General features: G+C 69.8%; 9 protein-coding genes and 1 pseudogene. 6 read left to right on the top strand and 4 right to left on the bottom strand.

Translation table 11 applies throughout. The features are described from left to right. The first annotated feature begins 244 nt into the window (after nt 1-244). Nucleotides 245-1084: an SAM-dependent methyltransferase gene (locus ACFHYQ_RS27460; RefSeq protein ID WP_394304042.1), complete on the top strand. Its 840-nt coding sequence runs from the start codon at nt 245-247 to the stop codon at nt 1082-1084. Nucleotides 1085-1122: 38 nt separating this feature from the next. Here ACFHYQ_RS27460 and ACFHYQ_RS27455 read toward each other — a convergent pair whose 3' ends face one another. Beyond that, nucleotides 1123-1581: a pyridoxamine 5'-phosphate oxidase family protein gene (locus ACFHYQ_RS27455; protein WP_394304041.1), complete on the bottom strand. Its 459-nt coding sequence runs from the start codon at nt 1579-1581 to the stop codon at nt 1123-1125. A 187-nt stretch (nt 1582-1768) separates the two neighbouring features. On the opposite strand from ACFHYQ_RS27455, the gene ACFHYQ_RS27450 reads away from it, so the two are divergent. The 3 genes and pseudogenes from ACFHYQ_RS27450 to ACFHYQ_RS27440 all read left to right on the top strand — a co-directional run. Further along, nucleotides 1769-4099, top strand: coding sequence for a phosphoketolase family protein (locus tag ACFHYQ_RS27450; protein ID WP_394304040.1), 2331 nt, complete (start codon nt 1769-1771; stop codon nt 4097-4099). 95 nt (nt 4100-4194) lie between these two features. Then, nucleotides 4195-5376: a damage-control phosphatase ARMT1 family protein gene (locus ACFHYQ_RS27445; RefSeq protein ID WP_394304039.1), complete on the top strand. Its 1182-nt coding sequence runs from the start codon at nt 4195-4197 to the stop codon at nt 5374-5376. A 119-nt stretch (nt 5377-5495) separates the two neighbouring features. Further along, a pseudogene (locus ACFHYQ_RS27440) lies at nt 5496-6647 on the top strand (AfsR/SARP family transcriptional regulator); the annotation flags it as partial. 2031 nt (nt 6648-8678) lie between these two features. Here ACFHYQ_RS27440 and ACFHYQ_RS27435 read toward each other — a convergent pair. The 3 genes from ACFHYQ_RS27435 to mads6 all read right to left on the bottom strand — a co-directional run bounded on the left by ACFHYQ_RS27435 (nt 8679) and on the right by mads6 (nt 12070). Beyond that, complete coding sequence (locus ACFHYQ_RS27435; protein WP_394304038.1) at nt 8679-9518, bottom strand: ABC transporter permease; 840 nt, start codon at nt 9516-9518, stop codon at nt 8679-8681. Continuing rightward, on the bottom strand, nt 9515-10570 hold the full coding sequence (locus ACFHYQ_RS27430) for an ATP-binding cassette domain-containing protein (RefSeq protein WP_394304037.1): 1056 nt from the start codon (nt 10568-10570) through the stop codon (nt 9515-9517). Before ACFHYQ_RS27430 ends, ACFHYQ_RS27435 begins: the two co-directional genes overlap by 4 nt. Before the next feature lie 96 nt (nt 10571-10666). After that, a complete protein-coding gene (mads6, locus tag ACFHYQ_RS27425) occupies nt 10667-12070 on the bottom strand; it encodes a methylation-associated defense system protein kinase MAD6 (protein ID WP_394304036.1) in 1404 nt (467 codons plus the stop codon). Between the two features lie 178 nt (nt 12071-12248). Between mads6 and ACFHYQ_RS27420 the strand changes: the two genes are divergently transcribed. Then, nucleotides 12249-13298 carry an NAD-dependent epimerase/dehydratase family protein gene (locus tag ACFHYQ_RS27420; protein ID WP_394304035.1) on the top strand — a complete coding sequence of 350 codons (1050 nt, stop codon included), beginning with the start codon at nt 12249-12251 and terminating at the stop codon, nt 13296-13298. Between the two features lie 42 nt (nt 13299-13340). After that, entirely contained in the window at nt 13341-13589 is a 249-nt protein-coding gene (locus tag ACFHYQ_RS27415) for a hypothetical protein (protein WP_394304034.1), read from the top strand. Nucleotides 13590-13658: the final 69 nt, after the last annotated feature.

The following is a 13658-nucleotide window of genomic DNA, read 5'->3' as shown; positions in this document are numbered from 1 at the left end:
CACACACGCCGGGATGAGCTCGGGCCGGGTCGTCGGCCTCCCCGCGGCGTACCCATGCCGACTCCAGGCCGTCGAGAGTGGGCTTCTCGGGCATGGCGGTGTGGTGTGATCACTGCTGTGTCATGCGCCAACCGTAGGGTCTCCCCTCCGGAAAACCCCGAAGGACAACGGACGATCTAGCCTGATGATCTACGGAACGGTAGGCTCGATTCCGCTGTTGTAGGCCGAGCGGGAGAAGATTCGCGTGAGCGACCAGGACTTCGCCGAGCCCTCAGACCGGCCGGCGGCGCGGGAGATCGACACCGGCGTGCCGCAGAGCGCCAGGGTGTGGAACTACTTCCTCGGCGGCAAGGACAACTATCCGGTCGATCGCATGGTCGCCGAGCAGGCCATGCGGGTCTTCCCGCAGATCACCGAGATCGCCCGCAACGACCGGGGCTTCCTGAAGCGTGCCGTACGGTATCTGGCCGGCGAGGCCGGCGTTCGGCAGTTCCTGGACATCGGCACCGGCCTGCCGACGATGGACAACACCCACGAGGTGGCCCAGCGGATCGCCCCCGAGTCGCGGATCGTCTACGTCGACAACGATCCCCTGGTCCTCGTGCACGCCCAGGCCCTGCTGACCAGCACGCCACCCGGGGTGACCGACTACATCGAGGCCGACCTGCGGGAACCCGACGCGATCCTGGCCGCGGCGGCCAAGACGCTGGACTTCAGCCGCCCGATCGCGATCATGCTGCTGGGCATCCTGCACTACATCCCCGACTACGACCAGGTGCGTGCGATCCTGGCCAGGCTGCTGGAGGCCGTGCCCTCCGGCAGCTACCTGGCCATGACCCACTCCACATCCGATCTCGGTGACGAGGCGGTCAGGAAGGCGAACGCCGACGCGCTGGCGGTCTGGAACGAGCACGCGCCGGTGCCCCTCACCGCCCGCAGCCGGGAGCAGGTCGGCCGCTTCTTCGACGGACTCGAACTGGTGGAGCCCGGCATGGTCTCGATGTCCCGGTGGCGGCCCGAGGACACCCCCTTCGGCGAGCCCCCCGTGGTCGCCGGCTTCGCCGCCCTCGCCCGCAAACCCTGACCTTGAAGCGGGTGATCCGACACACCTCCACCGATGGATTACTCGCGGGACACCGTGGTGGCGGAGGCAGCGGCGGCTCCGGCGGATGCCGGCGGCCGGATCCGGCGGCCGGAGATCTGCTCGGGCGCCATCAGGATGAAATGGTCACGATTTCCCGGGGCCCAGGGCGACAGCGGCAGCCGTGACAGGCGGGCGATCTCCTCAGGGTCGGACGCGGCCCGCGCGTGTCCGACCGCGGTCACCGACCATCCCCAGCGGAAATCGACGTCGAAGTCGTCGATTTCGAAGGCCACGATGGCGTTCCGCGCCGCGGCGGCGAGTTTCGAGCCCGCCATGGTACGGATGACGACGTTCCCCTCGAACAGGCAGAAGTTCACCGGCTGAACGGCGGGGAGGGCGCGATCGGTGAAGACGATCCTCCCTATAGGAGTCGAGTCCAGCAGTTCGAGACACTCACCCCGCGAGAGGATCTCCAAGCCGGCCGAATCAAGTTTCATGCCCTCCAGGATGCGTGTTTCGAGGCCGCGATCGTTAGGGGCGAAGGTCCCGTCATCGCCGCTGATCAAGCCGGTCTGCGAGACCCCGGTGGCGTTGGGCGGCAGTGAATCCGGCCTTCCCTTCGGCCGGCTGGGTAGGGACGTAAGTCCCTGGATCACCGAAGCCGCGACGGGAGACGCTGATCACATGGACGCACTTGAGCTCATCGACGTTTACTGGCGTGCCGCCAACTACCTGTCGGTCGGGCAGATCTACCTCCTGGACAACCCGCTGCTGACCGAGCCGCTGCGGCCCGAGCACATCAAGCCGCGCCTACTCGGCCACTGGGGGACCACGCCCGGGTTGAACTTCTGCTTCGTCCACCTGAACAGGATCATCCGTGAGCGCGACCAGGACATGATCTACATCGCGGGCCCCGGGCACGGCGGCCCGGCCGCGGTGGCGCATGCCTGGCTCGAGGGTTCCTACACCGAGAAATATCCGGAGATCACCCAGGATGCCGAGGGCATGCGGCGGCTGTTCCGCCAGTTCTCCTTCCCCGGTGGGATCCCGAGCCATGTCGCGCCCGAAACGCCCGGTTCGATCCACGAGGGCGGTGAGCTCGGCTACGCCCTCGCCCACGCGTACGGCGCGGCGTTCGACAACCCGGATCTGGTCGTGGCCTGCGTGATCGGCGACGGCGAGGCCGAGACCGGGCCGCTGGCCGCGAGCTGGCATTCCAACAAGTTCCTCGACCGGTCCAGCGATGGGGTCGTGCTGCCGATCCTGCACCTCAACGGCTACAAGATCGCAAACCCCACCGTGCTGGCGCGGATCCCCGAGGAGGAGCTGGTCAAGCTCATGGAGGGGTACGGCTACCGCCCTCACATCGTGTCGGGCGACGATCCCGCCGTCATGCACGCACTCATGGCCGAGACACTCGACACGGTCTTCGACCAGATCGCAGAGTTCAAGCACGGGTCGGCCGACCGGCTGCCGATGATCATTTTGCGTACGCCGAAGGGATGGACCGGCCCGGCGATCGTGGACGGTGTGCCCGTCGAGGGCACCTGGCGTGCCCACCAGGTCCCGCTGGCGGCCGTACGGGACAACGACGAGCACCGCGCGATGCTGGAGGAGTGGATGCGCTCCTACCGGCCGAACGAGCTGTTCGACCCCGAGGGCCGGCCGGTCGCGGCGATCACCGAGACCGTTCCCGAGGGACCGCGCCGGATGAGCGCCAACCCGCACGCCAACGGCGGTGAGCTGCTCCGTCCGCTGCTGCTTCCCGACTTCCGGGACTACGCGGTCGAGGTCAAGGCGCCCGCCGCGGCGCACAGCGAGCCGACCCGGGTGCTCGGCGGCTTCCTGCGCGACGTGATCGCGGCCAACCCCGTCGACTTCCGCCTGATGGGCCCGGATGAAACCGCCTCCAACCGGCTGTCGGCGGTGTTCGAGGTGACCGACCGGGCCTGGCACGCCGAGACGCTGCCCACCGACGAGAACCTGTCGTCCGACGGCCGGGTGATGGAGGTGCTGAGCGAGCACCTGTGTCAGGGCTGGCTGGAGGCCTACCTGTTGACCGGACGGCACGGCCTGTTCAACTCCTACGAGGCGTTCGTCCACATCGTGGACGCGATGTTCAACCAGCACGCCAAGTGGCTGCAGGCGTCCAAGAAGATCCCGTGGCGGCGTCCGGTCGCCTCGTTGAACTACCTGCTGTCCTCACATGTGTGGCGGCAGGACCACAACGGCTTCACCCACCAGGACCCCGGGTTCCTGGACGTCGTGGTCAACAAGAAGGCCGAGGTCGTGCGGGTCTACCTGCCGCCGGACGCCAACACGCTGCTGTCGGTCGCCGACCACTGCCTGCGCTCCCGGGACTACGTCAACGTGATCGTGGCGGGCAAGCAGCCGGTGCTGGACCTGTTCACCATGGACGAGGCCGTCGCCCACTGCACCCGGGGTCTCGGCATCATCGACTGGGCCTCCAACGACGAGGGCGCCGAGCCCGATGTGGTGCTGGCCTGCGCCGGCGACGTGCCGACCCTGGAGACGCTGGCCGCCGCCGCCCTGCTGCGCGAGCACCTGCCCGAATTGAAGGTGCGGGTCGTCAACATCGTCGACCTGATGCGGCTGCAGCCGCCGTCGGAGCACCCCCACGGGATGAGCGACGACCAGTTCGACGCGTTGTTCACGACGGACAAGCCGATCATCTTCAACTTCCACGGCTACCCCTGGCTGATCCACCGGCTCACCTATCGACGTACGGGCCACGGCAACCTGCACGTGCGCGGCTACAAGGAGGAGGGCACCACGACCACGCCGTTCGACATGGCGATGCTCAACGACATCGACCGCTACCACCTGGTTATGGACGTGATCGACCGGGTGCCGGAACTGGGCGAGCGGGCGGCGCACCTGCGCCAGCGCATGGTCGACGCCCGGCTGCGGGCCCGCGCCCACACCCGAGAGTACGGCGAGGACCTCCCCGAGGTCCGTGACTGGACCTGGACGCCGCACGCCGACGCCCGCTGAGCCCGCTCTTTCGCCGAGTCCCGCGATGGCCCCGCCAATGGTGGGGCCTCAGGTCCTGTGCGGGCCGTACGGCGGTCGATGAGACGATCTCACGCATGTCCAGCGCGATCCCACCCGTGATCCTGAGCGACGAACCCGGCTCCTTCGCCTGGGGCGTCTTCCACGAACGGCATCCGCGGCTTGTCCGGCAGGTGATCGACGCACTGCCGTACGGCCCGGCCGAGCGGCAGCGGCTTGAGCAACTGCTCGTCGAAAGCACGACGGGCGTCCTGACGCCGCTGGACGAGAGCGCCCACGACCACGAGCAGTGGCAGGAGTGGGGCCGGGATCTGTTCGGCCTGCCGTGGGGCGAAGCGCCGTTCCTGTGGGCGGAGAGCTACTTCTACCGCAGGTTGCTCGAGGCCACCGGCTATTTCGCACCCGGCGCCTGGCAGGGGATCGACCCGTTCGCCCCGTTCAAGAACGCCGAGCTGGCCGGTGCGGCCGTGGATGACGAGCTCGCCGCGCTCGGAGACATGGTCTCCCTGCCCGCCGAGGAGCGCGGGGAGAGGCTGCTCCTGTCCGCGCTCTGGGGCAACCGCGCGGACCTGGGATTCAAAATCACCGCCGCGGACGACGATCTCCGGCCACTCGGCGTCCTCATCGACGACAGCCCGCGTCTATGGACTGAGCTCGCCACGGTCGCTGACTCACGGGTCTGCCTCGTCGCGGACAACGCCGCCGGAGAGCTGCTGCCCGATCTCGTCCTGATCGACCACCTGCTCGTGAACGGCCTGGCCGCGCAGGTCGTCCTTTACGTCAAGCCCTATCCCTACTACGTCTCGGACGCGACCATGGCCGATGTCCTCGCCACCGTCCGGCGTCTCCGCAGGGCGCACGAACCGGCGGCGGAACAGATCGGCCGACGGCTGTGGCAGGCGATGAGCGGCGGCACCGTGCTGGTTCGCACCCATCCGTTCTTCTGCGCGCCGCTGCCGTTCCACGACATGCCGGCCGACCTGCGGTCGGAGCTCTCGGGCGCCGCCATGACGATCCTGAAGGGCGATCTCAACTACCGGCGCCTCGTCGGTGATCGGCTCTGGCCCGCGACCACTCCCTTCACCGAGGTCGCCGCCCACTTCTCCTCCCCTGTCACGACGCTGCGCACCCTGAAGTCGGACGTCGCCGTGGGCATCGACGCCTCGACGGTCGCCGAAGTCGACGCCCACGACGACGCCTGGCGTACCAGCGGTAAGCATGCCGTCATCCAGGTCCACATCGGCACCGACAAGCCATGAAAAGCAACCCTGAGCCAAAGCCCGTGCGACGCCGGCGGTCCGTGGCCGTGAAGCCGATGCCCGCAGGTACGACTGGATCGACACGCTCGGCGCACGCGAATCGTCCGTAAGGTGGGGATGTGGCTCCCGCGCTGACCCTCCTCGACGGCGTCCGCTGGCGAGGCGTCCGTGTGATCGGAGATCGCGCGCAGACCCTGCTGGCGGTGCTCGTCCTGCATGGACGGGCGGGAGCCGGTGACGAGCGCCTGGTCGACGAGCTGTGGGGCGACGAACCGCCGGCCAACCCCACGAAGGCGCTGCAGGTGGTCGTCTCACGGACCCGGGCCGTGACCTCCGCCGACGCCGTGGTGCGTACCGCGCATGGTTACCGGCTGGGGCTGCCCGATGAGCAGGTGGACGCGCTGCTGCTGGGCGCGCTGGTGGAGCAGGCACATGCCGCGCTGGGCAGGGGCGACGCGGCCCTCGCACGTGGCCATGCCGAAGCGGCCATGAGCCTCGCAGCCGACGGCATGGAAGCCGCCGCGGGTCCGCTGGGGGAGCTGAGGGAGATCGCCGCCGGGCGGCTGGCCGAGGCGCGCCGCATGTCGGCCGTCGCCCGCGGCCGAGGCGGAGATCACGAGGGCGCGTTGCCGCTGCTGGAGCGGGCCGCGGCCGACCGGCCGCACGACGAGGAGCTGCTCGCCTGCCTGCTGCGCAGCGAGGCCGCGGTGCGTGGCGCCGCCGCGGCGCTGGAGCGTTACGAGCGCTATCGAGCGGGCCTGGCCGAGCGCCTCGGCGCCGATCCCGGGCCCGAGCTCGCTCGCGTGCATGCTGGGTTGGTCGTCGCGGATCGACCGGTGCGAGAGGGCGTCCTGTTCGACGGCTCCTCGTTGCTTGGTCGCGAGGGCGACATCCGCGCGGTGCACGCCCTGTTGCAGACCAACCGGGTGGTCTCCGTCATCGGTCCGGGTGGGCTGGGCAAGACGCGGCTGGCCCACGTCGTCGGCAGGAACGCCGCGCAGCCCGTCGCTCACTTCGTCGAGCTCGTCGGCGTCTCTTCTTCCGAGGACGTGGTCGGCGAGGTGGGCGCGGCGCTCGGGGTGCGCGACTCGGTCAGCGGGCGCCGTGCCCTCACCCCCAAGCAGCGGTCCGACGTACGGGCCAGGATCGCCCAGCATCTCGACCAGGCCCCGGCGCTGCTGATCCTCGACAACTGCGAGCACGTGATCGAGGCCGTCGCCGACCTGGTGGCTTTTCTGTCCACGACCACCCGGGACCTGCGGGTGCTCATCACCTCACGCGCCATTTTGTCGATCCCCGCCGAACGGGTCTATCTCCTCGGCCAGCTGGACGCCGGCGACGCGGTGGAGCTGTTCCGTCAGCGCGCCACGGCGGCGCGCCCCGATGTACGGATCGACGAACGGGTGGTCGGTGAGGTCGTCGCACGTCTGGATGGGCTGCCGCTCGCGATCGAGTTGGCCGCCGCCAAGGTGCGGGTGATGTCGGTGGAGGAGATCGCGCGGCGCCTGGCGGACCGGTTCGCCCTGCTGCGCGGCGGCGATCGCACCGCTCCCGACCGGCACCGGACGCTGCTGTCGGTCATCGACTGGTCGTGGAACCTGCTGGGCGAGCCGGAGCGGCGGGCCCTGCGGTGGCTGTCGCTGTTCGGCGACGGGTTCACGCTGGCCGCCGCCGAGCACGTGCTGGGCCAGGATGCCCTGCATGCCGTGCAGGCGCTGGCCGAGCAGTCGTTGTTGAGCGTCCGCGAGACCGGCTATGGCCTTCGCTACCGGATGCTGGAGACCGTCCGGGAGTTCGGCCGGGTGCGGCTGGCGGAGACCGGCGAGGAGGCACCCGCGCGGGCCGCGCTGCGGGCCTGGGCGATGGATTACGCCTGGACGAACGCCGCCATACTGTTCGGCCCCGCCCAGTTCGCGGCGGTCGACGCGCTGCGGGCCGAGGAGGGCAACCTGGCCGATCTGCTCCGCCGCGCGCTTGGAGAGCCCGACCCGGCCACCGTGGTGCAACTGCTGGCGAGCATGGGCACGCTGTGGTCGATCCGGGGCGACCACCCGAGGATCATCGCGCTCAGAGACGCGATCAGGCAGGCCGTCACCGGCTGGCATCCGCCACCGGAGCTCGAAGAGGCGACCCGGGCGGCTCTGCTGGTCGTTCTCATAAACGTGATGACCCTCGCGGACGGTTACGGTGAGGAGTTGCGTGGTCTGCTCGGCAGGTTGCCCCTCCGGGACACGACGGACCCCCGGATCGCGGCGATGGCGACGGTGCTGCACGCCTACGACCCGGCCGATGGCGCCGGATTCCGCCACCGGCTCGCTGAGCTGTGCCGGAGCGACGATCGTGACGTGGCGCTGATGGCGACGCAACTGAGCGCCCAGGTCCTGGAGAATGCGGGCGATCCACCGGGGGCGATCGCGGCGGCCAGGCGGGCGCTGGAGCTCGTCCGCGAGGACGACGGGCCGTGGTTCGGGGCGATCCTGCACGCTGTGCTGGCCCACCTGTCCATGCAGCTCGGTGATCGTCGGCGGGCGGTCGACCACGCGCGGGCCGCCCTTCCGGTCCTGAGCCGGCTTGGCGCCACGGATGACGAGACGCAGCTGCACGCGGTGCTGCTGCTCGCCGCGCTGGCCGAGGGAGACCCCGAGACCGCGGAAGCCGAGTTCATGGAGATCGCCCGGATCAACGACGTAGGGGCGGTCCTCGGCGGCCCGGTGTTCGTCCCATTGTGCGCCGCCGAGCTCGCCTTCTCGCGCGGTGACCCGGTCGCCGCCCTGGCGGAGTGCCGCCTGGCCGTTCAACGAGCACGTGACCTGCGCATACCCGGCGTGCGGACCGGAGCCGAGCCGTGGGCGGTCATCGCCGAGGCCTTCGCCCTGACGGCGCACGCCTACCACGCTTACCACGCGGGGCCGGCGGACCTGCGGTACGGCGAGGAGCTGTTTCACTTCTGCGTCGGCGTCCGCGCGGGCGACATGTTGGCTGAGGGCTCTGCACAAGACGGCCATGGGCCTCGGGCTTTCCTCGACTACCCGGCGTGCGGATCGATTCTGTTCGCGCTCGGCGCCTGGGGGGTGTTGCGCGCGGCCATGGCCCCCGGTGACGCGGTCGGGCTGCTGGCGCTGGCTGAACGGTTCGCCTACAACCGCCTCGTGCCGAGCCTCGCCTTCGAGCGGATCGAGCCGTACGCCGAAGCGGCCGCGCCCGGCGTGATCGCGGCCATGCGTGCCGAGTACGGCGATCGGCTTGGCTCGGACCTTCTCGACGAGGCACGGGCGCTCGTCGAGAAGGTCCGCCGTGCGGGCTCACATGTGCCGCCGCTTGTAGCTGCGGACGGACAGCGGCGCGAAGATCGTGATGACGGCCAGGCACGCCAGGACCGTCCAGGCTACCTCTCCGGTGACGAGAGCGCCGTTGGCCAGGTCGCGGGCGGCCGTGACCAGGTGTGAGACCGGGTTGACCCGGACGAACGTGGCAAGCCAGTCCGGCAGCGTCTCGACCGGGACGAACGCGTTGGACAGGAAGGTCAGCGGGAACAGGATCATCATGGAGATGCCCTGCACGGCCTGGGCGCTCCGGGCGATCGTGCCGACCCAGGTGAAGACCCAGGCCAGCGACCAGCCCGTGAAGATCGCCAACAGGATCGCGCCGAGCACGCCGAGCGCGCCCCCACCGGGCCGATAGCCGATCAGCAGGCCCATGCCGAAGGTCAGGGTCGCCGCGATCGTGTAACGCACCAGGTCGGCCACCATGGGGCCGGCCAGCGGCGCGATCCGGGAGATCGGCAACGACTTGAAACGGTCGAAGACCCCCTTGTCCATGTCCTCACGCAGTTGCGTCCCGGTGGCCATGCAGGTGGTCAGGATGGTCTGGGCGAGGATGCCGGGGATCAGCAGCGGGAGATAGCTCGCCACGTCACCGGAGATGGCGCCGCCGAAGATGTAGGCGAACATCGCGGTGAACAGGAGGGGCTGCAGCGTCACGTCGAAGAACTGCTCCGGGTTGCGGCGCATCTTCTTGAGTGCCCGCCACGCCATCGCCAGGGTCTGGCTCAGCGTCTCGCCCAGTGAGACGTGTCGCCGGGCGGCCGCCACCCGGTCGGCGGCCCGTACGGTCTCCCGGGCGGGTGCGATCATGGTGCTCATCGGTTGTCCTCCGTGTCGGTCTCGTCGTCTCCGTCTCCGTCTCTGTCTCCGTCTCTGGCTCCGTCCGCCTCGTGGCCGGTGAGGGCGAGGAACACCTCGTCCAGGCTGGGCTTGGCCACGCTCACCGAGGAGATCGAGACCCCGGCGGTCCGCAACGCGATCAGCACGTCGGCGGCGAGGTCGGCCTGGTCGAGGGCGACGTTGAGCCGGCCCCGCTCCGGGCTCAGCACGGGATCGGAGCCGAGGACGCGCCGGATGACCTCGGCGGCGGTGGGCACCTCGCCCGGCTGGGTGAGCAGCAGTTGGAGGGTGGAGTCGCCGACCGCGGTTTTCAGTTCGTCTGGGGTTCCCTCGGCCACCTTGCGGCCGCGGTCGATGACGGCGATCCGGTCGGCGAGTTGGTCGGCCTCATCGAGGTACTGCGTGGTCAGCAGCACCGTGCAGCCGTCGGAGATCAGGCCGCGGATGGTGTCCCACATCTGGCCACGGGTGCGCGGGTCGAGGCCGGTGGTCGGTTCGTCGAGGAAGATCAGCGGTGGTCTGCTGATCAGGCTGGCGGCCAGGTCGAGGCGCCGCCGCATGCCGCCGGAGAACTGCGCGATCGGTTTGTTCGCGGCCTCTTCCAGGCCGAACTGCCCGAGCAGCTCGGTGGCGATCCGGCGGGCGCGCGGCGAGGCGATCCCCAGCAGTCGGCCGAAGAGCCAGAGGTTCTCGCGGGCGGTCAGGTTCTCGTCGACCGACGCGTACTGCCCGGTGACACCGACCAGTTGCCGGACCACATGCGGGTTGCCGGCCACGTCGACCCCGAAGATCTCGGCGCGACCGGCGTCGATCTTCAACAGGGTGGCCAGCATCCGCAGCATGGTGGTTTTGCCAGCGCCGTTCGGCCCGAGAACGCCGAAGATCTCACCAGGACGAACGGCCAGGTCGATGCCGGCCACGGCACGGTGCTCACCGAACGTCTTGACCAGCCCTTCGGCATGTACGGCCAGATCGGTTCCGTCGGGAGTGGTGATAACGCCCCCGGCACGGTCGAGTTCTGTAGTGGTCATGACTTCACTCTCGGCGGTACCGGTTTCACGGCGCCCTCGACCCGGTTTCATCACCTGAAGGCGTGCGGCCCGGCGGCACCCGGGCGGCACCGCCGGTCAGCGGCGGGAGAGGCGGCGGAGTGCCTTGCGGAGACGGCCCATGACCGGTCGGCGGTGGCTTCCCTGGGCATCTCGGGCCTGCCGCAACTCGGTCAGGGCGGTCGCCGCGTCGGGGCGCTTGCCCGGCGTCGGCTCACGCATGCGCCGTACCAGATCCATGATCTCCGGGGCGACGCCGCCCGCGTCCGGCTCGGCGTCCGCGCCGGGGGTGGGCAGCTCGCCGGTCAGCAGCTGAAAGGCGATCACCCCGGCGGAGTAGACGTCGGACGCGGTGGCCATCCGGTCGGGCCTCGCCCGGCACTCGGGCGCCACATAGTGGACGTCGAGGATGTTGGGCAGTTCGTTGGCCACGGTGTGCTTGCGCTGCCCCGGCTTGGCGTAGTCGAACCCGGTGAGCATCGCGTGGCCGGAGTCGGTCACGAGCACGCACGCGGGGGTGAGCGCACGGTGGATGACCTTGTTGGCGTGCACGTGGGCGAGGCCGGCCAGCATGTCCTCGAACACGCCGAGCTTGGCGGTGACGCCCAGCTTCCGCCCGGGGAGATGCAGGTGCAGCGCCTGTCCGTGTACGTCGTCGAGAACGAGGACGAACCTGCTCTCGTCGTCGATCGCAAAGAAGTCGCGGGAGCGTACGACACGGGGATGCGGCGGGATCTTCGCGAGCGCCTGGTAGGCGTTGGCGATGCGCCGCTGCTCGGCCACCCGCCGCCGCTCGGGCGCCATCGGGTCGGCCCGATAGACCCGCAGCAGGACGGTCTCGCCGGCTGCCGCGGTCGCGTTGACCGCGCGGTACTCGGTGACCCGGTCGTCGCCGCCGAGCTGCTCCTCGACCTCCCAGTTGCCGAATCTCGGCGGCGCGGTGGGCCTGCGCACGGTCCCGTTGAGCGCCTCGAGGATCGCGGTGCGGTACGGCATGGCGTCCCGGCTGCAGCCGTGCCTGACGCGTGACACGTCGCTGAGCATGTCGATGAGGCCGGCGAGGTTGGTGACGTGCCGGGCGTCGCGGCCGGTGGGGTCGATGAGGACGGCTCCGGGTGCGGTCAGCACGACGATGTTGTCGACGTACAGCCGCTCCAGCTCACGGTGCTCGTCGATGAGCAGGCCCTTCAGCGCCCGCGCCGTACCCCGCAGCTTGGCGACCGGGGATCCGAAGGCCTCCCGGTGCTGGGGGAACCACCGGTTCCCCGTGACCTGGAACCGGCCGCGTGCGCCCTTGACGTCGATGACGCAGAGCGAGTGGTCGGTGAGCACCGCCACATCGACCTCGAACAGGTCGGCGCCGCGCGGTACCTCGATGTTGTGCAGCAGCAGCCAGTCGTCAGGGGCGTTGTCACGCAGGTGCGCGATGACCCTTCGTTCGGCGTCATTGACGGGCCGCCCGCCACCGACGATCTGAGCCATCTCCCTTGTGCCGCCTCTCTGACCAGAATGAGAACTCCATCCTCGTTGGTATCGGTATTCCCGCGCCACCACTGAATTTCCCACCTATGTCCAAGCTGACACCTCCGATCGCTGGTCAGGTGAGCCCGGGGTGGGTGCTGTCCGGTTTGCTGGGCGTTTTGTCGGGAATGCGGGGAACATGCGAGTTGTCGTGGTCGGTGCGACCGGAAACGTTGGAACCAGCCTGCTCAGCGCTCTCGAGTCCGATTCCACGATCACCTCGGTCGTCGGAGTGGCGCGACGGATGCCGGGCTGGCGGCCGGGGAAGACCGAGTGGCGGCAGGCCGACGTCTACCGGGACGACCTCGGCGAGATCTTCTCCAACGCCGATGCCGTCGTCCACCTCGCCTGGCTGTTCCAGCCGACACACAATCCGGTGACTACCTGGAACACCAATGTGCTGGGCAGCGTCCGGGTTTTCCGTGCCGCCGCCCGGGCCGGGGTGTCCGTGCTCGTCTACGCGTCCTCCGTGGGCGCCTACTCTCCGGGGCCCAAGGACCGGCCGGTCGACGAGAACTGGCCGACGCACGGCTGGCCGGGGGCCGCCTACGGGCGGGAGAAGGCGTACGTGGAACGGGTCCTCGACACGTTCGAACGCGACCATCCCGACATCCGCGTGGTCCGCATGCGGCCCGGGTTCATCTTCAAGCGGGAGTCCGCGACCGAGCAGCGGCGGCTGTTCGCCGGGACGCTCCTGCCGCAGCGGTTGGTCCGGCCGGACCTGATCAGGTTCATCCCGGACGTCCCCGGGCTGTGCTTCCAGGCGCTGCACACCGCCGACGCCGCCGAGGCGTACCGGCTGGCCCTCACCCGGCCCGTCTCGGGTGCGTTCAACCTGGCCGCCGACCCGGTCATCGATCCGGCCGTCCTGGCGGAGATGTTCGGGGCGCGGCGGGTCCCGATGCCGTCGACGGTGGCCAGGGGCGCGGTCGCGGCAGGATGGCACATGCGGCTGATCCCGGCCTCGCCCGGTCTGATGGAGATGGCACTGCGGCTGCCCGTCATGGACGTGACCCGGGCCCGCACGGAGCTGGGCTGGGATCCCCGGCACAGCGGTACGGACGCCCTGCGCGCGGTGATCGAGGGCATGCGCGGCGGAGCCGGCATGGACACACCACCGCTCGCGCCCGAGTCGGGAGTGGGCGGCCGGATCAAGGAAGTGACCACGGGCGCCGGGACGCGTCCGTGAAATGAGGCGATCGAACCAGAGAGTGCCGAGGAGGCGGAGGGCATGCCGCTCGTGGACCGGGAATGCGCCCGGCGGCTGCTGGAGTCGGACGATCCGGACGTGGCACTGGTATTCGTCCGAGGTGAGTGCCTCGTGCTGCCCGTCGACGAGATCGACGACGAGCACCGCGGGCTGGTGATCATGCAGCGCAGAGACCTTCCGGACGCCTTCGTCGCCGCTCCGATCAGCGATGACCGGGTGGAGGCGCTGGCCTGCCGGTTGGACAACGCCGCCAGGGATCTCGGCGGCTGACCGGACGGGTGGAACCGCCGCGGTCTCATCCGGTCGGCCGGGTGGCGCCCAGGGCGGTCACGAACTGTT

It is taken from the genome of Sphaerimonospora cavernae, assembly GCF_042435035.1.
Classification (GTDB): Bacteria; Actinomycetota; Actinomycetes; order Streptosporangiales; family Streptosporangiaceae; genus Sphaerimonospora; species Sphaerimonospora cavernae.
The sequence above is the reverse complement of the archived record's forward strand: the minus strand, read 5'-3'. Positions and strand labels throughout refer to the sequence as shown.

Coding starts and splice junctions, on each gene's coding strand:
- ACFHYQ_RS27455 (WP_394304041.1), bottom strand. CDS start 1,581: ATGAAACTTGATTCGGCCGGCTTGGAGATCCTCTCGCGGGGTGAGTGT.
- ACFHYQ_RS27450 (WP_394304040.1), top strand. CDS start 1,769: ATGGACGCACTTGAGCTCATCGACGTTTACTGGCGTGCCGCCAACTAC.
- ACFHYQ_RS27445 (WP_394304039.1), top strand. CDS start 4,195: ATGTCCAGCGCGATCCCACCCGTGATCCTGAGCGACGAACCCGGCTCC.
- ACFHYQ_RS27435 (WP_394304038.1), bottom strand. CDS start 9,518: ATGAGCACCATGATCGCACCCGCCCGGGAGACCGTACGGGCCGCCGAC.
- ACFHYQ_RS27430 (WP_394304037.1), bottom strand. CDS start 10,570: ATGACCACTACAGAACTCGACCGTGCCGGGGGCGTTATCACCACTCCC.
- mads6 (WP_394304036.1), bottom strand. CDS start 12,070: ATGGCTCAGATCGTCGGTGGCGGGCGGCCCGTCAATGACGCCGAACGA.
- ACFHYQ_RS27420 (WP_394304035.1), top strand. CDS start 12,249: ATGCGAGTTGTCGTGGTCGGTGCGACCGGAAACGTTGGAACCAGCCTG.
- ACFHYQ_RS27415 (WP_394304034.1), top strand. CDS start 13,341: ATGCCGCTCGTGGACCGGGAATGCGCCCGGCGGCTGCTGGAGTCGGAC.